The organism is Variovorax sp. Soil_C_19, assembly GCF_057657255.1.
On the sequence record NZ_JBDGIV010000015.1, the window covers coordinates 80362 to 99554 of the forward strand.

The following is a 19193-nucleotide window of genomic DNA, read 5'->3' on the forward strand; positions in this document are numbered from 1 at the left end:
GGGGGCGCTCAACGCCCTTCGGGCGGCCGGGCGGGCGTCGATGAACGAGCAGTTCCAAAGGCTGATCGAACGCGCCGAGCAACTGATCACCCGCATCGAATCAATCCTGCCGCAACCGCTCGCAGCCCCTGCCGACTGGAACGCGTCGATCGCCTGGCGCTATCGCCGCCGCAGCTCGGGCCATGGCGTGCTCGAGCCCGTGAAGCACCTGGCCGCGATGGCGCTTGATTCGCTCAAGGAAATCGACGTTCAGAAAGAGAAGATCGAGCGCAACACGCGCCAGTTCGTCGAAGGCAAGCCGGCCAACAACGTGCTGCTCACGGGCGCGCGCGGCACCGGCAAGTCGTCGCTGATCCGCGCCTGCCTGCAGGCCTACGCGCCGCAGGGCCTGCGCCTGATCGAGGTCGACAAGGCCGAGCTCACCGACCTGCCCGACATCGTCGAGGTGGTGTCGCAGCGGCCCGAGAAGTTCATCGTGTTCAGCGACGACCTGAGCTTCGACGAGGGCGAGCCGGGCTACAAGGCGCTCAAGTCGATCCTCGACGGCTCGGTGGCCGCGGCCACGCCCAATGTGCTGATCTATGCGACCAGCAATCGGCGCCACCTGCTGCCCGAGTACATGAAGGACAACCTCAGCTACACCCACACCGAGGACGGCGAAGTGCACCCCGGCGAAGTGATCGAGGAGAAGATCTCGCTGTCCGAGCGCTTCGGCCTCTGGGTGAGCTTCTATCCGTTCAGCCAGAGCGAATACCTCGCGATCGTCGCGCAGTGGCTCTCGTCGTTCGGCGTGGATGCCGCCGCCATCGAGGCCGCGCGCCCCGAGGCGCTGGTCTGGGCGCTCGAGCGTGGTTCGCGCAGCGGCCGCGTCGCCTACCAGTTCGCGCGCGACTACGCGGGGCGGACCAGCGCATGAGCGTCATGCCAACAAGGGTTCACCAGTGACCGACGCGGGCCCCAAGCACACCGAGGTGGCCGTCGGCGTGCTGATCCGCGCCGACGATGGCGCGCTGCTGCTGTCGACGCGGCCCGAAGGCAAGCCCTACGCGGGCTTCTGGGAGTTCCCGGGCGGCAAGGTCGAGGCCGGCGAAACGGTCGAAGAGGCGCTGCGTCGCGAACTGCACGAAGAACTTGGCATCACCATCGCGGGCGCTGAAGTCTGGAAGGTGACCGAGCACGACTACCCGCATGCGCTGGTGCGCCTGCACTGGTGCAAGGTGATGCAATGGTCGGGCGACTTCGAGATGCGCGAAGGCCAGCAGATGCGCTGGCAGCAGCTGCCGCTCGACGTGGCGCCGGTGCTGCCGGGCGCGCTGCCGGTGCTCGAATGGCTGAGCCAGGAGCGCGGCCTGCCCGCTTCGGCGGCGCTGGCGGTTTCGACGCTCGACTGATGGACGCGCGCATCGCGCCGGGCGAGCGCATCGAGCCGGCGTCGCGGGTTCGAGGCACCGCGCCATGATGCATCCCAAGTACCGCCCCGACATCGACGGCCTGCGCGCCGTGGCGGTGGGGTCGGTGCTGGCCTTCCATGCCTTTCCCGATGCGCTGCCGGGCGGCTTCATCGGCGTCGACATCTTCTTCGTGATCTCGGGCTTCCTGATCACGACCATCATCCTGCAGAGCCTGGCGGCCGGCGACTTCAGCTACCGCGACTTCTATGCACGGCGCATCCGCCGGATCTTCCCGGCGCTGACGCTGGTGCTGGTCGCGACGCTGGCCTTCGGCTGGTATGCGCTGCTGCCGCGTGAGTTCACCGCGCTCGGAAAGCAGGCGGCCGGCGGCGCTGCCTTCATTGCCAATTTCGTCTTCTGGGGCGAGGCCGGATATTTCGACACGGCCGCCGAGACCAAGCCGCTCCTGCACCTGTGGTCGCTCGGCATCGAGGAACAGTTCTACATCTTCTGGCCCATGCTGCTGGCCTTCGCATGGCGCCGGCGCTGGCCGGTGCTGCGGCTGCTGTGGGTGCTGGCGGTGGTGTCGTTCCTCGTCAATGTGCTGACGATCCATCCGTTTCGCACGGCTGCTTTCTATTCGCCGGCCTCGCGCTTCTGGGAGCTGATGGTGGGCGGCATCCTGGCCTGCATGCGGCTGCAAGCCGCCGCCGCGAACGCGCCGCCGGCACCGGCCTGGCGCAGTCATCTGCAGTCGTGCCTGGGCATGGGCCTGATCGTGCTGGGGCTCGTGACGATCCGCAGCGACAAGGCCTTCCCGGGCTGGTGGGCGCTGCTGCCCACGGTGGGCGCGGCATGCTGCATCGCGGCCGGCCCCAACGGCGTGCTCAACCGCTGGGTGCTGGCGCGCCGCCCGATGGTGTGGGTCGGTCTCATCAGCTACCCGCTCTACCTTTGGCACTGGCCCTTGCTGGTCTATGCGCGCATCGTCCAAGAAGGCGAGCCTGCGCCCGCGGTGCGCGCGGCCGTGGTGATCGCGAGCGTGGCGCTGGCCTGGTTCACCTACCGCTTCGTGGAGCGCTTCACGCGCGCGCGGACCGAGCCCGCGATGCTGCGCGCGCTCGTGGGCGGCGGTGTAGCGGTGGCGGTCGTCGGCCTGCTTGCCTTCGGCGGCATGCCGCCGCGCAACGGCAGCGACCTGCTGCGCAAAGTGACCGATGCCACGGTCGACGACGACTACTTCGCCGGCTTCGCCGACCGCAAGATTGCAGGTCATCGGGTCAAGGCCGTGGGCAGCGGTGCGCACAAGGTGCTGCTGATCGGCGACAGCCATGTCCAGCAGTACGCGCCACGCGCACGCGAACTGGCGCGCACCGCGCCCGAGCGCATGGCCACGACGTATTTCTCGATCTATGGCGCCTGTCCGCCGGTACCCGGCATGGTGGCCGAAGGCAACCCCGGCTGCGAACAGGCGCGCAACGAGATGCTCGCGCTGGCGCTTGCGCCGGACATCGACACAGTGGTGGTTGGCGCCTGCTGGAACTGCTACTTCACGGGCAATTTTCCGCTGCCGTTCTACTTTCATGAAGGTGGCGCGGCCTACCTCGTCAACGACGGCGGCGAGGGGCGTGCCCGTGCGATCGAGGCGCTGTCGAAATTGCTGGCAACGCTCGTGGGCAGCGGCAAGAAGGTCTACCTGTTGCTCGACAACGCGAGCGGCATCGCGTTCGAGCCGCGCCGCCTCATCGAAGGCAGCCGCATGGGCCGCATGGTGGCACTCGGCAGCACGCCGCACGCGCCACTGCCCACCGATCAGGTGCAGCTCAACGAGCGGTTGAAGGCGCTTGCACGCGCTGCCGGCGCCGAGCCGATCGACGTGGTGGCGAGCCTCTGCAAGGACGGGCAGTGCCTGCGTGCGACGCCGGACGATGCGCCGGTCTACAAGGACCGCGAGCATCTGCGCGCGGCCTATGTGCGCAGGCATGCGGCCTACGTCGACAGCATCTTCCTTTCGCCGCCCTAGCTGCTGCTGCGGCGTGGCCGGCTACTGAACCTTCTTCGGGTCGCCGAAAGGCTCGTCGTCGGCGGGTGCCTCGGCCGGCATGCGGAATTCCTCGCTGGCCCAGGCGCCGAGGTCGATGCCCTTGCAGCGCGCGCTGCAGAACGGGCGGTAGGGGTTGCGTTCAGCGTAGACGCTGTCGCCGCCGCACGCGGGGCAGCGAACGATGCGCTCGCCGAGCTGATTGGCCTTGTTCATGCGCAGAGCGTGAGTTCGAATGCGGCGTCGTCGTTGCTCGGGTGCAGGCGGTCGTCGGCTTCGTGGCGCATCATCCGGACCGAGACCATGAGCCGGTTGCCGCTGATCTCGGGAATCAGGCCCAGCCTCGGATCGATGCGCAGCCGCAGCAGCTGAAAGCTGCGCCCCTGCGGAAGGTTTTGCTGGAACTGCCCGCCGGTGGCCATGACCTTGTAGGGCACGTCGGCCTCGCGCAGGAGCTTGAGCAGCAGGTAGATGGATGCGGCGAGCGGCGACAGCGTGCCGGACCAGCGTTCGAGGTCGGCGCGCCGGCTCGCTGCACTGCGGTGCTGCCAGGCGTAGTACGCGGGCAGGTCGAATTCGCAGGTGCCGCCCGGAATGCTCGCGCGGCTCCTGATGCTCATGAGCCACTCGTTCTCGGTCAGCGCCTGGCCCGCCTTGCCGGCCACGCTGTTGAGCGTGGCGAAATTGCGCTCGAGCTGGCCGACGACCTGGTCGAGCACGGCTTCGGCGATGGCCGGATTGCCGCGGTAGCTGTTGAAGACGTTCTTGTGCTTGTCGAGGTCACGCATCACGTCGGCCTTGAGGTCGGCACGTGCAGCGACGTCCATGATCTCGAAGATCGTGACCAGCGCGTAGTGATGCGACAGCGGCGATTCCGCGGGCACCAGCTCCCCGAGGCGGCGGAAGAGATGCTCCAGCCGCAGATACGTGCGAATGCGCTCGTTGAAGGGGTACTCGTAAAGGATCACGCGGTTCTATAGCTTTTCTGTCGCGGAATCATAGCCTCAGGGCGTCTTCGCCGGCGGCGAAGGCAGCACTTCGCGCACCGCCGAGAGCATGCGCTCGCCGAGTTCGAACTGGCCATGCATCGACATGTGGGTGTCGTTCGGAAAGTAGAAGTCGCGCACCTGTGTGTGCTTTTCGCGCGCGAATGCGAAGAGGTCGGGGCCCAACCCGGACGCGCGGAACCCGGCCTCGAAATCCTTCGAGAAGTCGGGCTTCAGGTACACGGTGGTCTTGTTGGGAATCACCATCCACATGATAGGAAATCGGGTGTGGGCCTGTGTGAAATTCTTCATCCACGCGAGGTGCGCGGGGGTGAGTGGCCCATTGTCCTCATCTTCGGCGAAAAAGGGCATCTTGTCGCAGCTGCGATGCGAGAAGAGCTTGCAACCGTCGGGCACCGGGCGCACCCAGGTGTTCCAGTCGAAGTAGATGTCTGTTGCAGACTTTTTCGCTTTCCAGGTGTTGTAGTAGGTCGTGACGCCCGTCATGAACTGGACGTTCCAGTTGGGCGCGGGACTCGGCACCGTCTCGTCGGGCGTGATCAACGCATGGTCCTGGGCATCGAAGGGCATGACCATCTTCTCGCACTTCATGCTGTCCGTGGTGCGGTCGCCGAGCAGGCGTTCGACGCTCTCGATGATGATCAGCTTGCCCTTGAAGCCCGACTTCTCGATCCACTGATCGAAATCGGCGCAGAGCGCGTTCTCGTACTGGCCCCAATAGGTGGTCGTGACGCGGTAGCCGGCCCGGGTCAGCACCGACTGCCAGCGGTAGGTCATCGAGAAGCTGTCGCCGATCACCAGGATGTCGGCCTTGTCGACTGGTGCGGCCTTCAGGAAGGCGGGATCGGCCTTGGGCGGCGGCGCGGTCCAGCCGAACTCGCGCTCGGACAGGCGGCCGATCCGCGTGAGGTCGCCGTAGGGAATGGGGCTGGTGAGCGAGATGATCCACAGCACCATCAGGACGATGTAGCCGATCAGGAAGAAGCGCAGCCAGACTTTCGCGGGCGTCGTCATGTCGAATCAGAATTGGAAATAGAGGAACGGGCTGTAGTTGCCCAGGTTCGAGACGCACCATGCGAAGAGCGCAAAGGTGCCGATCGCCAGCACGGCGGTCGAGCCCCAGGCGAGGGTCGGCCGGCCTGCCACCGCCTTCGGGTGGGGAATCCAGCGCTCGAGCGTGATCGTCGGGGGCAATGCCAGGCAGATGAAGATGCCGATCAGCATGGTCCGGAAGAACTCGGGCTTGCGGTAGGGGACCGGGCCGAATTCGCTGAATGCCGTAGGCGGTGCGCCGTGCAGGCCCAGCATGCCCTTGTAGATGGCCATGACCGTGTGCATGCCGTCCGCGCGGAACACGACCCAGGCCAGCACCACGCACAGGAAGGTCAGCAGCCAGCCCAGCACGCGGCCGATGCGGCCCGGCGTGGCGGCGGGCCGCACCTTTGCGTTCCAGAGATGGTTGATCATCAGGAACACGCCGTGCATCGCGCCCCAGACCACGAAGGTCCAGGCCGCACCGTGCCAGAGGCCGCCGAGCAGCATCGTGAGGAACAGGTTGAGGTAGCGCCGCGCCGGCCCCTTGCGGTTGCCGCCGAGGGGCACGTAGAGGTAGTCGCGCAGAAAGTTCGACAGCGAGATGTGCCAGCGGCGCCAGAACTCGATGATGTTGGTCGACTTGTAGGGCGAGCGGAAGTTGAGCGGCAGCTGCACCCCCAGGCACATCGACAGGCCCACGGCCATGTCTGAATAGCCCGAGAAGTCGAAATAGATCTGCAGCGTATAGGCCAGCGCGCCGAACCATGCGGTGTAGAGCGTAGGCTCGATGCCCTTGTGCACGCCGTTGAACATCATGTCGGCGTACTGGCCCATCGGGTCGGCAATCAGCAGCTTCTTGGCCAGGCCGAAGGTGAAGATGGCAATGCCGAGCGCGACCTTGTTGGGGTCGAGCTTGTAGGTCGCGGGGTTGGCGAACTGCGGCATCATCTGCGCGTGGTGCAGCACCGGGCCCGCGATCAGGTGCGGGAAATAGGTGACGAACAGCAGGTAGTGGATGAAGCTGCGCTCGTGCACCTTGCCCTGCCAGCAGTCGACCAGGAACGCGATCTGGGTGAAGGTATAGAACGAGATGCCGATCGGCAGCACGATGTGCAGCATCTCGAGCGGCGACATGCCCGCCGCGACGAGGCCCTCATTCACGTTCGCGACGAAGAAGTTCGCGTACTTGAAGACCGCGAGCACGCCGAGGTTCACCACCAGCGCCGTCACCAGCAACCGCTTGCGCTTGCGGTCGTCGCGCCCCGGCGCGGGCGACAGGTGCAGCCCGAACCAGTAGTTCATGCAAATCGACGCCACCAGCAGCGGCAGCGCCTCGACGCTCCACCAGCCATAGAAGAACAGCGACGCGAGCGCCAGGAAGCCGGCAGCGGATCGGGCGTTGCGCCTGCCGATCAGGAAGAACCCGATCAGCACCAGCGGGAAGTAGACAAATATGAAGGGGTACGAATTGAAAAGCATCGCAGGAGGGCACTCCGGCGAGCGCCTTTTGTCTTGTTCGTATGTGCGGCCGCTGCGGCGGCAAACCCTGGATTATCGCGTGCCGGGCCGAACCCACTGATTCCAGAGACCCCGCACCTCGGCGGCGAGTTCGTCCAGCGAAAGCGTCTCGTTGCAGATGACCGCGTCCGCGGCCGCCCGGCGTAGTCGGCGCGGGGCCTGCTGGTCGATCACCGCCCGCACCGCCTCGGGCGTCCAGCCGGAGCGTGCGACGACGCGCCGCAGTTGCGTCTCTTCGCTGGCATCGACCACCAGCACCCGCTCGACGATGGCCCGCCAGCGGCCGGACTCGACCAGCAGCGGCACGTCGAAGACCACCGTGGCGCGCTCGCCCGCGGCCGCGGCCAGGCGTTCGGTCTCGGCACCGATCAGCGGGTGCAGGATCGATTCGAGGCGTTTCCTCGCGCTGCCGTCGGCGAACACGATCTGCCGCATGGCGGCGCGGTCGAGCCCGCCGTCGGACGCAATGACCGCCGGGCCGAAGGCGGCCTCGACCGCGGGCATGGCGATGCCGCCGGGGCTGGCGATGTCGCGTGCGATCGCATCGGTGTCGACGAGCACGGCCCCTTCGGCGACCAGCATGGCCGCGACCGTGCTCTTGCCGCTTCCGATGCCGCCGGTCAGGCCGATGCGTCGCATGAGCGTCCTGCTTTCTTTGGGTGTTGCTTCAGCGGACCAGGCCGCTGAGCGGAAAGGCGAAGGGAATCGACTGCCGTACGAGCGCCGGGCCCACGGCAAGGCAGACCAGGCCTGCGCCCGCGAGGAACGGCCCGAAGGCCATGGGGATGTCCTTGTGCGCGAGCTTGCCCACGACGCGCAGCGCGATGCCGATCACCGCGCCTACCAGCGACGAGACCAGGATGATGGCGATCAGGTAGTCGGCGCCGAACCAGGCGCCAAGAGCCGCAAGCAGTTTGAAGTCGCCGTAGCCCATGCCTTCCTTGCCCGTGGCAAGCCGGTAGGCGTGGTAGACGAGCCAGAGGCTCAGGTAGCCGAACACGGCGCCCCAGAGAGCCGAATCGAGTGCCACGCCGGTCCAGCCCATGGCCGCGCCGATCAGCCCGAGCCAGAGCAGCGGATAGTTGAGCGAGTCGGGCAGGAACTGCGTGTCGAAGTCGATCAGGAACTGGCAGATCAACAACGCCGCGAACGCCGCCCAGAGCACCGCGGCCGGCGTCATGCCGAAGCGCCAGGCGCACAGCGCGAACAACGCGCCCGTGACCAGTTCGACGATCGGGTAGCGCAGGCTGATCGCGGCCTTGCAGGCGCCGCAGCGGCCGCGCAGCAGCGCGTAGCTCAGCACCGGAATGTTCTCGTACCAGCGGATCTTGTGGCCGCAGGCGCCGCAGCGCGATGCGGGGCGCGCGAGGTCGAAGGGCGGCAGCGCCTCGATGGCCACCGCGGCCTTGTCCGCGGCGGCCTCGAGCCCGGCCGGCGGTGCCGACCGAGGCCCGAACACGAGCGACCAGAGCGAAGGCGAGTCCTTGGACGACATCAGGTTCGCCACCGCGTCACTGAGCCAGCCGCGGTACATCATCACCGGGGTGCGGTAGATCACCACGTTGAGGAAGCTGCCGACCAGCATACCCACGACGCCGGCGAGGGCAGCGTCGAACCCCTCCGAGATCAGCATCAGACGACTTGGCCCAGCTTGAAGATCGGCAGGTACATCGACACCACGATGCCGCCGATGATCGTTCCGAGGAACACGATGATGATCGGCTCCATCAGGCTCGACAGGCCCGCGACCATGTCGTCGACCTCGGATTCATAGAAGTCGGCGGCCTTGCCGAGCATGTGGTCGATCGAGCCGGACTCCTCGCCGATCGCCGTCATCTGGATCACCATCGACGGGAACAGGTTGACGTTGGTCATGGCCGTCGTGAGGCTGGTGCCGGTCGAGACTTCCTGCTGGACCTTGACCGTGGCGTCGCTGTAGACGGTGTTGCCCGAGGCGCCACCGACCGAATCGAGCGCTTCCACGAGCGGCACGCCGGCCGCGAACATGGTTGCGAGCGTGCGGGTCCAGCGCGCGACGCACGATTTCTCGATCAGGGTGCCGAAGATCGGCACGCGCAGCAGCGCGCGGTCCATCACGCGCTGCACGCGTTCGTTGCGCTTCCAGGCCTGCAGGAAGAAGTAGGTGCCGCCGCCGATCACGCTGAAGATCAGCCACCAGTACGAGACGAAGAATTCGCTGATGCCGATCACGATCAGGGTCGGCGCGGGCAGGTCGGCGCCGAACGAGCTGAAGACCTCCTTGAAGGCCGGAATCACGAAGATCATGATGATCGCGATCACCACGAAAGCCACGACGACCACGGAGATCGGATACATCAGCGCCGACTTGATCTTCGACTTGATCGCCTCGGTCTTCTCCATGTAGGTGGCGAGCCGGTCGAGCAGGTCCTCGAGGATACCGGCCGCCTCGCCGGCCTCCACCAGGTTGCAGTAGAGGCTGTCGAAGTACTTCGGGAACTTGCGGAAGGCCGACGACAGCGAGGTGCCGGTTTCGACGTCGCTGCGGATGTCGTTCAGCAGCTTGGCGACGCTCGGATTGGCATTGCCGCGGCCGACGATGTCGAATGATTGCAGCAGCGGCACGCCGGCCTTCATCATCGTGGCCAGCTGGCGCGTGAAGATCGCGATGTCCTTGGGCTTGATCGCCTTGCCCGAGCGCATGCGGCGCTTCTTGACCTTGGTTGCCAGCACCCCCTGGCGGCGCAGGGCCGCCTGGACCTGGTTCTCGCCGGCGGCCCGGAGCTCGCCGCGCACCAGCTTGCCGTTGCGGTCCTTGCCTTCCCATTCGAAGACGAACTCCTTGAGCGTGCTCTGGGTGCGGGTGGATGCCACTGTTGCCATTCGATCTCCGATTTGCAATGCGTTCGTTATTCGTTGGTGACCGCCACCACTTCCTCGAGCGAGGTGAGCCCCTGCATGACTTTCCTGAGGCCCGACTGGCGCAGCGAGCGAACCCCTTCGGCCTCGGATTGGCGCGCGATGTCCTGCGCACTGCCGTCGCGCAGGATGATCGCCTGGATCGCCTCCGAGATCGGCATCACCTGGTAGATGCCCACGCGGCCCTTGTAGCCGCCGTTGCACGCCGGGCAGCCGACCGGGCGATAGGGCTTCCAGGTGCCGTCGAGGTCCTCGTCCCGGAAGCCCGCATCGCGCAGCGCCTGCCGCGGCACGTCGACCGGGACGCGGCACACCTGGCACAGCCGGCGCGCCAGTCGCTGTGCGGTGATGAGGATCACGCTGGAGGCGATGTTGAACGGCGCGATCCCCATGTTGCGCATGCGCGTGAGGGTGGTGGGCGCGTCGTTGGTGTGCAGCGTCGAAAGCACCAGGTGGCCGGTCTGGGCGGCCTTGATCGAGATGTCGGCGGTTTCGAGGTCGCGGATTTCGCCGACCATGATGATGTCGGGGTCCTGGCGCAGGAAGGCGCGCAGGGCCGCCGCGAAGGTGAGGCCGGCGCGCTCGTTGACGTTGACCTGGTTCACGCCCGGCAGGTTGATTTCGGACGGATCTTCGGCTGTGGCGATGTTGACGCCGGGCTGGTTCAGCAGGTTCAGGCAGGTGTAGAGCGACACCGTCTTGCCCGAGCCGGTGGGCCCCGTGACCAGCACCATGCCGTACGGGCGGCTGATCGCGTGCAGCAGGCGCGCCTTCTCGTCGGCGTCGTAGCCGAGCGCGTCGATGCCGAGGCGCGCGCTGCTCGGATCAAGGATACGGATCACGATCTTCTCGCCGAACAGCGTGGGCAGCGTACTCACGCGGAAGTCGATCACGCGCTCGGGCCCGATCTTGAGCTTCATGCGGCCGTCCTGCGGAACGCGCTTCTCCGAGATGTCGAGCCGCGAGATCACCTTGATCCGCGAGGCGAGCTTGTCCTTGATGAGCGTCGGCGGGCTCGCGATCTCGCGCAGTTCGCCGTCGATGCGAAAGCGCACGCGGTAGTTGTGCTCGTAGGGCTCGAAGTGGATGTCCGACGCCCGCATGCTCACGCCGTCGAGCAGCATCTTGTGCAGGAAGCGCACCACCGGTGCGTCTTCGACCTCGGCGATGGCCTGCTCGCTCACGTCAGTCGCGGCGTCGGTCGTGACCTCGTCGAACTCGAACTCGGTGCCGACGATGCTGTTGATGGTTTCGGCGGCCGTCACGGCGGCGGCCTCGATCATGCGCGAGAGCTTGTCGTACTCGGCGATGACCCAGTCGACGCCCATCTGCGACGCGAACTTGATCTTCTCGACCGCCTGCTGGTCCGACGGGTCGGCCGTGGCGACGATGAGGCGGTTGTTGCGCTTGCTGAGCACCACGATGCGGTAGGCGCTGCAGAGCTTGGGGTCCAGCAGGTCCTTGGGCAGGCGCTGGTAGTCGATGGCGTCGAGGTCGAGCAGCGGTGCGCCGAAGGCCGTGGACAGCGTGTGGGCCAGGTCGGCCGCCGAAACGGCGCCGCTGCCGGTCAGCTCGGCAATGAAGCTGGTGCGCGCGCCGAGCGATTTCTGGTAGATGTCTTCCGCCGTCTTCGCAGGCAGCTTGCCGGCGGACACCAGCGCACGCGCCAGGCCCGGAAGGGCGATCTGCGAAGTTTCTTTAACAGGAAGTTCGGCGGCAGCCATTCAGCGAATTGCAAAAGATGTGAAAAAGTGCTTCACGATCATCGCTGAACGCCTCGTCCCTGTAAATCGCCACGCAGCAACAGGAAAGGGCATTTCTGGCACCAGCCGCAAATGAAATGACTGGTCGGGGTGAGAGGATTCGAACCTCCGGCCTCTACGTCCCGAACGTAGCGCTCTACCAGGCTAAGCTACACCCCGATTGGTTGCAAAAAATCGAACTCGTCCTTGGCCAACCTTGTGAGGTGTTCAGGCACGCCGCTCAAGCAACTGAGCCGCCAATTGTAGCAAACCCGCGGCATGCGGATTGGACGGAAAGTCGCGCAATGCATCGATGGCGCGCTTGGCCTCGTCCGCGGCGGCCGCGCGTGCGGCGTCGAGCGCGCCCGTGCGGTGGACGATCTCCACGATCGTGGCCAGCTGGGTGGTGTCTCCGGCCTCGATCGCGGCGCGCACCAGTGCGCTCTCGGCGGCGCTGCCACGGCGCATGGCGAAGATCAGCGGCAGCGTGGTCTTGCCTTCGCGCAGGTCGTCGCCCACGTTCTTGCCGGTTTCGTGGGCGTCGCCCGCGTAGTCGAGCACGTCGTCGATCACCTGGAACGCGGTGCCGAGCGCCTGGCCGTAGGTGGCGCAGGCCTCCTCGACCTCGGGCGCGGCCCCCGCAAGAACGGCCGCGAGCCGCGTGCTGGCCTCGAACAGCTTGGCGGTCTTGGAGCGGATCACGCGCAGGTACGCCGCCTCGTCGAGCGAGGCGTCGTGCATGTTCATGAGCTGCAGCACTTCGCCTTCCGCGATCACGTTGGTCGCTTCGGCCAGGATCTGCATGATGCGCATGTTGTTCGCATCCAACATCATCTGGAAGGCGCGCGAATAGAGGAAGTCGCCCACCAGCACGCTGGCCGGGTTGCCGAACGATTCATTGGCCGTCGGGCGTCCGCGCCGCAGCGTTGATTCGTCGACCACGTCGTCGTGCAGCAGGGTGGCGGTATGGATGAACTCCACCACCGCGGCGAGGTTGTATCGCTGCTCGCCGGTGTAGCCCAGGGCGCCCGCCATCAAGAGCAGCAGCGAGGGCCGCAGGCGCTTGCCGCCGGCCGAGATGATGTACTTCGAGACTTGGCTGACCAGCGGCACGCCGGTGTCGAGGCGGCGCGCAATCACGCGATCGACTTCGGCCATGTCGCCGGCGATCAGGTCCAGCACGGTGGCGGTGGGAGAGGTGTCGGCGGCGTGGACTGGCAAGGCATTGGCGCGCGGCGCGCTGATACGAGGAGCTGGCGGCGCAGGGCCGGACCGCACGGATTATAGGGATGCATGCCCGTCCGCCCGTTACCTTGGGTGCCGAGGCATGTTAGCGCGCGCAAACCGTGCTAGAATCTTGGGCTCTGCGGAATTCGCCGTGGAGCACAAATCCCAAGAGGTTCACATGTACGCGGTCATAAAAACCGGCGGCAAGCAGTATCGCGTTGCTTCCGGCGAAAAAATTAAAGTAGAACAGATTGCTGCGGATGTAGGCCAGGAGATTGTGATCGACCAGGTTCTCGCCGTCGGCAACGGCAGCGAAATCAAGGTCGGCACGCCCCTGGTGTCCGGCGCAACGGTGACAGTCACGGTACTGTCGCACGGCAAGCACGACAAGGTTGGCATCTTCAAGATGCGCCGTCGCAAGCACTATCAGAAACGTCAAGGCCATCGCCAGCAGTTCACCGAACTGCAAATCGGCGCGATCGCCGGCTAAGGAGCAGATTCCATGGCACAGAAAAAAGGCGGCGGCTCCACGCGAAACGGGCGCGATTCCAAGCCCAAGATGCTCGGTGTGAAGGCTTTCGGCGGCGAACTGATCAGCGCAGGCTCGATCATCGTGCGCCAGCGCGGCACCCGGTTCCACCCCGGTGTGAACGTCGGCGTGGGCAAGGATCACACGCTGTTCGCACTGGTCGAGGGCCACGTGTCGTTCGGCATCAAGGGTGCGATGAACAAGCACATGGTCAACGTGACCCCGGCGGCCTGAGCCCGAGTCACTTCGATCCACTCGAAGCCCCGCTTTGCCGGGGCTTCTTCATTTGTACACTGGACATCCCATGAAGTTCGTCGACGAAGCCTTCATCGACATCGCCGCAGGCGATGGCGGCAACGGCTGCGTGTCGTTCCGTCATGAAAAGTACAAGGAGTTCGGCGGCCCCAACGGCGGTGACGGCGGCCGCGGCGGCCACGTGTTCGCGGTGGCCGATCCGAACCTCAACACCCTCGTCGATTTCCGCTATTCGCGCCGACACGAAGCCCGGCGCGGCGAGCACGGCATGGGCTCCGACATGTTCGGCGCCGCCGGCGACGACATCACGCTCAAGATGCCGGTCGGCACGATCATTTCCGACGCCGAGACCGGCGAGGTGCTGTACGAGCTGCTGAACCCCGGCGAAGTGATCACCATCGCCAAGGGCGGCGACGGCGGCTTCGGCAACATGCGATTCAAGAGCGCGATCAACCGCGCTCCGCGCCAGAAGACGCCGGGCTGGCCCGGCGAAACGAAGAGCCTGAAGCTCGAACTCAAGGTGCTGGCCGACGTCGGCCTGCTCGGCATGCCGAATGCCGGCAAGTCGACGCTGATCAGCGCCATCTCCAATGCGCGGCCGCGCATTGCGGACTATCCGTTCACCACGCTGCATCCGAACCTGGGTGTCGTGCGCGTCGGCCCCGAGCAGAGCTTCGTGGTGGCCGACCTGCCGGGCCTGATCGAGGGCGCATCCGAGGGCGCCGGTCTTGGCCACCTGTTCCTGCGCCACCTGCAGCGCACGCGGCTGCTGCTGCATGTGATCGACATGGCGCCGTTCGACGACGCCATCGACCCGGTCGCGCAAGCCAAGGCCATCGTCGGCGAACTCAAGAAGTACGATGCCGCGCTGTACGAGAAGCCGCGCTGGCTGGTGCTGAACAAGCTGGACATGGTGCCGGTCGACGAGCGCGCGGCGCGCGTCAAGGAGTTCGTCAAGCGCCTGCGCTTCAAGGGCCCGGTGTTCGAGATTTCCGCCCTCACGCGCGAAGGCTGCGAGCACCTGGTCCATGCCGTGTACCAGCACGTCAAGGCCGAACAGGTGGCCCAGCAGCTGGCGCAGACGCCCGCAGAGGTCGATCCGCGCTTCGTCGAACTGCCGCCCGACCCGAACTGACCGGTCGGGGCATCGCGTACTTACGATGCCCCGCCGACAGCGCCGCGCCCAGCAATAAACCAGACGCTTCACCCACGACCGTTGCAGCCCTCATGACCTCGTCGACCTCCGGATCCACTGCCTTGCGGGATGCCCGCCGAATCGTCGTCAAGGTGGGTTCCAGCCTCGTGACCAACGAAGGACGGGGCCTCGACGAGGCGGCCATCGGCGAATGGTGCCGCCAGCTTGCCGAGCTGGTGCGCGACGGGCGCGAAGTTGTCATGGTGTCGAGTGGTGCCATTGCTGAAGGCATGAAGCGGCTCGGCTGGCGCACCCGGCCGCACGAGGTGCACGAACTCCAGGCCGCGGCCGCGGTCGGGCAGATGGGCTTGGCCCAGATGTACGAGACCAAGCTGCGCGAGAACGACATCGGCAGCGCTCAGGTGCTGCTGACCCATGCCGACCTGGCCGACCGCGAGCGCTACCTCAACGCGCGCTCCACGCTCGTCACGCTGCTGCGCCTCGGGGTGGTGCCGGTCATCAACGAGAACGACACGGTCGTCAACGACGAGATCAAGTTCGGCGACAACGACACGCTCGGCGCGCTCGTGGCCAACCTCGTCGAAGCCGACGCACTGGTCATCCTTACCGACCAGAAGGGCCTCTACACGGCCGATCCGCGCCGCGACCCGGAGGCGAAGTTCGTCCATGAGGCGGCGGCCGGCGATCCCGCGCTCGAGGCCATGGCCGGCGGGGCGGGCTCGAGCATTGGCAGGGGCGGCATGATCACCAAGATCCTCGCGGCCAAGCGCGCGGCTGGGTCGGGCGCTTCCACCGTGATTGCCTGGGGCCGCGAAGCCGATGCGCTGTTGCGCCTGGCCAAGGGTGAATCGATCGGCACCTTGCTGGTGGCCCAGACCGCCAAGCACCAGGCGCGCAAGCGCTGGATGGCCGACCACCTTCAGCTGCGCGGGGCCGTCACTGTGGATGCCGGCGCGGCGGCCAAGGTGCGGGCCGAAGGCAAGAGCCTGCTGCCGATCGGCATGACGAGTGTCTCGGGCGAGTTCTCGCGCGGCGACGTCATCGCGGTGCGCGACGCCGCAGGGGTTGAGCTCGCGCGCGGGCTCGCCAATTACTCGAGCGTGGAGGCGCGCCTGCTGTGCCGCAAGCCATCAACCGAGTTCGAGCGCCTGCTGGGCTACGTGGCAGAGCCCGAGATGGTCCACCGCGACAACATGGTGCTGACGCGGGGCTGAGAGCGGCTACTGCAGCTCGCGCGCGGGGTTGCGCAGGTTCGCGATCATGTCCCTGACCGAAGTGCGCGGCGCATTGCCGCGGCACAGGCCCTGGCTCGCGAGCTGCCGCGCGTAGCTCGAATTGAGGTCGCGGAAGCTCTTCCACTCCGGGCGCTCGACCAACTCCCATTTGCTGTCGTTGAAGCGCGCGTAGCTCTTGACCTCGGCGGTCGAGCAGCGCACGCCCTCGTAGAAGGCATTGGTCGCGCCACCGGCACGGCTCGACGCGACGACCACGTAGCGCACCACCCCGTCGCCCGTGATCGTGATCGTGGCCGGGTCGACGCCGAACTTCAGCGACATGTAGGGCGGCATCGCGATCGGCTCGAGCCGCTGGACGTCGAAGGCGGGCGGTGGTGGCGCCTCTGCTTCTTTCCATTCGCCCTCCGACTCGAAACGCTTGGGGGGCGGTGGCATGCCGGACTGGGCCCAGTCGGGGTTGTCGGTGTCGTGCGAGCCCGAAGCACATCCGCCCAGCACGGCGGCGAAGCAGGCGAGAAGCAGCGCGCGCTCAGCGCTGCGGCGGAAGGAGGGGCGGATGGCTGCGGTGGGGGAGAGGGGAAGGTTCATCGCTCACGGAAGGTAGGTCGGGATGCGGGTCGAAGCTGCCGCCGGGCGGCAGGTCGAGGCCCGCGGGCACGCCGCCTTCGGGCGCATGGCGCTCGAACTCGCGGGCGCGCACATTGCTGCGTAGGAAGCGGTTGCGGAAATCCTGCCGCGGCAGGTAGCGAGCAAGCTCGGTCAATGCCATCTCGTAGACGCCGCGCTTGAACTCGACGACGACATCGAGCGGCACCCAGTAATCGTGCCATCGCCAGGCGTCGAATTCGGGATGGTCGGTGGCACGCAGGTTCAGGTCCCAGTCGTGGCCGACCAGTTGCAGCAAATACCAGATCTGCTTCTGGCCCTTGTAGTGACCCCGTGCGTCACGGCGGATGAACCGATCCGGCACCTCGTAGCGCAACCAGTCACGGGTACGGGCCACGATGCGCACGTGCTCCGGATGGAGCCCCACTTCCTCGTGCAGTTCCCGGAACATGGCTTGCTCGGGACTTTCGCCGCGATCTATGCCGCCTTGCGGAAACTGCCAGGAGTGGGTGCGTATGCGTTTGCCCCAGAAAACCTGGTTTCTCTGGTTGAGCAGGATGATGCCGACGTTGGGCCTGAAGCCGTCCCGGTCGAGCATAATCAAACCCCAAATTTTTGAACTGAGTCGATTATGCATGCCGGGTTCCTCTCGGCAAGCAAGCGATGCCAGGCTGCCAGGGTCTCCCCCATGGGTTTCCGGCAGTTCCCGGGCCCGGCGGGCCCTCATCCAGCCTCGATTCCACCACTGCGATCCCGATGAAAGCTTCCCGTTTTTTCGTCTCCACCCTCAAGGAAGCGCCCGCCGATGCCGAGGTTGCGAGCCATCGGCTCATGATGCGCGCCGGCATGATCAAGAAGCTCGGTACGGGCATCTACACCTACATGCCGATGGGGCTGCGCGTGATCCGCAAGGTCGAGGCGATCGTGCGCGAGGAAATGAACCGCGCCGGCGCCGTCGAGCTCACGATGCCGGTGGTTCAGCCGGCCGAGTTCTGGCAGGAGACCGGCCGCTTCGACAAGATGGGCCCCGAGCTGCTTCGCATCAAGGACCGGCATGACCGGGACTTCGTGGTGCAGCCCACCAGCGAAGAGGTGGTGACCGACATCGCGCGCCAGGAGATCCGCAGCTACAAGCAGCTGCCGAAGAACTTCTACCAGATCCAGACCAAGTTCCGCGATGAGCGCCGTCCGCGCTTCGGCCTGATGCGCGGGCGCGAGTTCATCATGAAGGACGCCTACAGCTTCGACCGGGACCTCGACGCGGCCAAGCTCAGCTACCAGGCCATGGCCCAGGCCTACCGCAACATCTTCGACCGCTTCGGGCTGCGCTACCGCGCGGTGGCGGCCGACAGCGGCGCCATCGGCGGCGACCTCAGCGAGGAGTTCCAGGTCATCGCGGCCACGGGCGAGGACGCGATCGTCTACTGCCCCGACAGTGACTACGCAGCCAACATGGAAAAAGCCGAGGCGCTCGCGCCGGCTGGCCCGCGTCCTGCAGCGGCGAAGGCGCTCGAGAAGACGCCGACGCCCGGCAAGAGCACCTGTGCCGACGTGGCCGAATTGCTCGGCGTGCCGCTTGCGACCACCATCAAGTCGTTGGTGCTCGCGACCGACATCCTCGACGAGGCCGGCAATCCCAAAGGCTCGCAGGTCTGGCTGCTGCTGCTGCGCGGCGACCACGACATGAACGAGATCAAGGTCGGCAAGCTGCCGGGCCTCGACCAGGGCTTCCGCTTCGCCACGCTGGCCGAGATCGAAGACCACTTCGGCTGCAAGCCCGGCTACCTCGGGCCGCTGAACCTCAAGAAGCCCGTCAAGCTCGTGGCCGACCGCGAGGCGGCCGTGCTCGCCGACTGGATTACGGGTGCCAACGAGGTCGACTTCCACATGACCGGCGTCAACTGGGGCCGCGACCTGCCCGAGCCGGACCTCGTGGCCGACATCCGCAACGTCGTCGCCGGCGACGCCTCGCCCGACGGCAAGGGCGTGCTGGCCATCGAGCGCGGCATCGAGGTGGGCCACGTGTTCGTGCTCGGCACCAAGTACAGCAAGGCGATGAACGCCACCTACCTCGACGAGGGCGGCAAGCCGCAGTTTCTCGAGATGGGCTGCTACGGCATCGGCGTCACGCGCCTGCCCGCGGCCGCCATCGAGCAGAACCACGACGAGCGCGGCATCATCTGGCCCGATGCGCTGGCGCCGTTCACCGTGGTGGTCTGCCCGATCGGGATGGACCGGAGCGCCGAGGTCAAGACTGCTGCCGAAGCGCTCTACGAGGCGCTGCTCGCCAAGGGCGTCGACGTGCTGCTCGACGACCGCGGCGAGCGTCCCGGCGCGATGTTCGCCGACTGGGAGCTGATCGGCGTGCCGCACCGCGTGGTCATCTCCGACCGCGGCTTGAAGGAAGGCCAGCTGGAATACCAGCACCGCCGCGACACCGCGGCCACCAAGGTGCCGGCCGACGGCATCGCCGACTTCATCGCGGCCAAGCTGCAGGCATGAGCGCCGCGCCGGGCCGCCCCAAGCAAGCTCGCTCCCGCCTGGCGGGGAGGC

19 protein-coding genes and 1 tRNA gene are annotated in these 19193 nt (G+C 66.4%); 8 read left to right on the forward strand and 12 right to left on the reverse strand.

Features of this window, described 5'->3' with window-relative positions; translation table 11 throughout:
* Nucleotides 1–40 precede the first annotated feature (40 nt).
* From AC3A6R_RS22940 to AC3A6R_RS22950, 3 genes are all read left to right on the forward strand, one after another.
* On the forward strand, nucleotides 41–916 hold the full coding sequence (locus AC3A6R_RS22940) for an ATP-binding protein (protein WP_487865703.1): 876 nt from the start codon (nucleotides 41–43) through the stop codon (nucleotides 914–916).
* A gap of 25 nt (nucleotides 917–941) precedes the next feature.
* Nucleotides 942–1391, forward strand: a complete 450-nt coding sequence (locus tag AC3A6R_RS22945) for a (deoxy)nucleoside triphosphate pyrophosphohydrolase (RefSeq protein ID WP_487865680.1) — start codon at nucleotides 942–944, stop codon at nucleotides 1389–1391.
* Nucleotides 1392–1455: 64 nt separating this feature from the next.
* Nucleotides 1456–3414, forward strand: coding sequence for an acyltransferase family protein (locus tag AC3A6R_RS22950; protein WP_487865681.1), 1959 nt, complete (start codon nucleotides 1456–1458; stop codon nucleotides 3412–3414).
* A gap of 21 nt (nucleotides 3415–3435) precedes the next feature.
* On the opposite strand, the gene AC3A6R_RS22955 is transcribed toward AC3A6R_RS22950, so the two are convergent.
* From AC3A6R_RS22955 to AC3A6R_RS23000, 10 genes are all read right to left on the reverse strand, one after another.
* Entirely contained in the window at nucleotides 3436–3648 is a 213-nt protein-coding gene (locus AC3A6R_RS22955; RefSeq protein WP_487865682.1) for a DNA gyrase inhibitor YacG, read from the reverse strand.
* On the reverse strand, nucleotides 3645–4400 hold the full coding sequence (gene zapD / locus AC3A6R_RS22960) for a cell division protein ZapD (protein ID WP_487862696.1): 756 nt from the start codon (nucleotides 4398–4400) through the stop codon (nucleotides 3645–3647). Before zapD ends, AC3A6R_RS22955 begins: the two co-directional genes overlap by 4 nt.
* A gap of 36 nt (nucleotides 4401–4436) precedes the next feature.
* A complete protein-coding gene (locus tag AC3A6R_RS22965) occupies nucleotides 4437–5453 on the reverse strand; it encodes a hypothetical protein (RefSeq protein ID WP_487862695.1) in 1017 nt (338 codons plus the stop codon).
* Nucleotides 5454–5459: 6 nt separating this feature from the next.
* The gene (locus AC3A6R_RS22970; RefSeq protein WP_487865683.1) at nucleotides 5460–6953 is read right to left on the reverse strand and encodes an MBOAT family O-acyltransferase; all 1494 of its coding nucleotides are present in this window, start codon (nucleotides 6951–6953) and stop codon (nucleotides 5460–5462) included.
* Nucleotides 6954–7025: 72 nt separating this feature from the next.
* Nucleotides 7026–7631 (reverse strand): dephospho-CoA kinase, encoded by a 606-nt coding sequence (gene coaE, locus AC3A6R_RS22975; protein WP_487862693.1) that lies wholly within the window; start codon nucleotides 7629–7631, stop codon nucleotides 7026–7028.
* Nucleotides 7632–7659: 28 nt separating this feature from the next.
* Nucleotides 7660–8625, reverse strand: a complete 966-nt coding sequence (locus tag AC3A6R_RS22980) for a prepilin peptidase (RefSeq protein ID WP_487862692.1) — start codon at nucleotides 8623–8625, stop codon at nucleotides 7660–7662.
* Complete coding sequence (locus tag AC3A6R_RS22985; RefSeq protein WP_487865684.1) at nucleotides 8625–9854, reverse strand: type II secretion system F family protein; 1230 nt, start codon at nucleotides 9852–9854, stop codon at nucleotides 8625–8627. The genes AC3A6R_RS22980 and AC3A6R_RS22985 overlap by 1 nt, the downstream gene beginning before the upstream one ends.
* 26 nt (nucleotides 9855–9880) lie before the next feature.
* Nucleotides 9881–11614 (reverse strand): type IV-A pilus assembly ATPase PilB, encoded by a 1734-nt coding sequence (gene pilB / locus AC3A6R_RS22990; RefSeq protein WP_487865685.1) that lies wholly within the window; start codon nucleotides 11612–11614, stop codon nucleotides 9881–9883.
* 121 nt (nucleotides 11615–11735) lie between these two features.
* Nucleotides 11736–11812 (reverse strand) — tRNA-Pro (locus tag AC3A6R_RS22995).
* A gap of 48 nt (nucleotides 11813–11860) precedes the next feature.
* A complete protein-coding gene (locus tag AC3A6R_RS23000; protein ID WP_487862689.1) occupies nucleotides 11861–12853 on the reverse strand; it encodes a polyprenyl synthetase family protein in 993 nt (330 codons plus the stop codon).
* Nucleotides 12854–13037: 184 nt separating this feature from the next.
* Between AC3A6R_RS23000 and rplU the strand changes: the two genes are divergently transcribed.
* The 4 genes from rplU to proB all read left to right on the forward strand — a co-directional run bounded on the left by rplU (nucleotide 13038) and on the right by proB (nucleotide 16013).
* A complete protein-coding gene (gene rplU, locus AC3A6R_RS23005; RefSeq protein WP_157615540.1) occupies nucleotides 13038–13349 on the forward strand; it encodes a 50S ribosomal protein L21 in 312 nt (103 codons plus the stop codon).
* Nucleotides 13350–13361: 12 nt separating this feature from the next.
* Nucleotides 13362–13622 (forward strand): 50S ribosomal protein L27, encoded by a 261-nt coding sequence (rpmA, locus tag AC3A6R_RS23010; RefSeq protein WP_487862688.1) that lies wholly within the window; start codon nucleotides 13362–13364, stop codon nucleotides 13620–13622.
* Nucleotides 13623–13692: 70 nt separating this feature from the next.
* The gene (cgtA, locus tag AC3A6R_RS23015) at nucleotides 13693–14778 is read left to right on the forward strand and encodes an Obg family GTPase CgtA (RefSeq protein ID WP_487865686.1); all 1086 of its coding nucleotides are present in this window, start codon (nucleotides 13693–13695) and stop codon (nucleotides 14776–14778) included.
* Nucleotides 14779–14870: 92 nt separating this feature from the next.
* Complete coding sequence (proB, locus tag AC3A6R_RS23020) at nucleotides 14871–16013, forward strand: glutamate 5-kinase (protein ID WP_487862686.1); 1143 nt, start codon at nucleotides 14871–14873, stop codon at nucleotides 16011–16013.
* A gap of 6 nt (nucleotides 16014–16019) precedes the next feature.
* Here the strand turns inward: proB and AC3A6R_RS23025 are convergent, their stop codons facing one another.
* Together AC3A6R_RS23025 and AC3A6R_RS23030 are read right to left on the reverse strand one after the other, a co-directional pair.
* On the reverse strand, nucleotides 16020–16622 hold the full coding sequence (locus tag AC3A6R_RS23025; RefSeq protein ID WP_487865687.1) for a CNP1-like family protein: 603 nt from the start codon (nucleotides 16620–16622) through the stop codon (nucleotides 16020–16022).
* A complete protein-coding gene (locus AC3A6R_RS23030; protein ID WP_487862743.1) occupies nucleotides 16564–17238 on the reverse strand; it encodes an RNA pyrophosphohydrolase in 675 nt (224 codons plus the stop codon). Before AC3A6R_RS23030 ends, AC3A6R_RS23025 begins: the two co-directional genes overlap by 59 nt.
* Nucleotides 17239–17396: 158 nt before the next feature.
* Here AC3A6R_RS23030 and AC3A6R_RS23035 point away from each other — a divergent pair, with 158 nt between their 5' ends.
* Complete coding sequence (locus tag AC3A6R_RS23035) at nucleotides 17397–19142, forward strand: proline--tRNA ligase (RefSeq protein ID WP_487865688.1); 1746 nt, start codon at nucleotides 17397–17399, stop codon at nucleotides 19140–19142.
* Nucleotides 19143–19193: the final 51 nt, after the last annotated feature.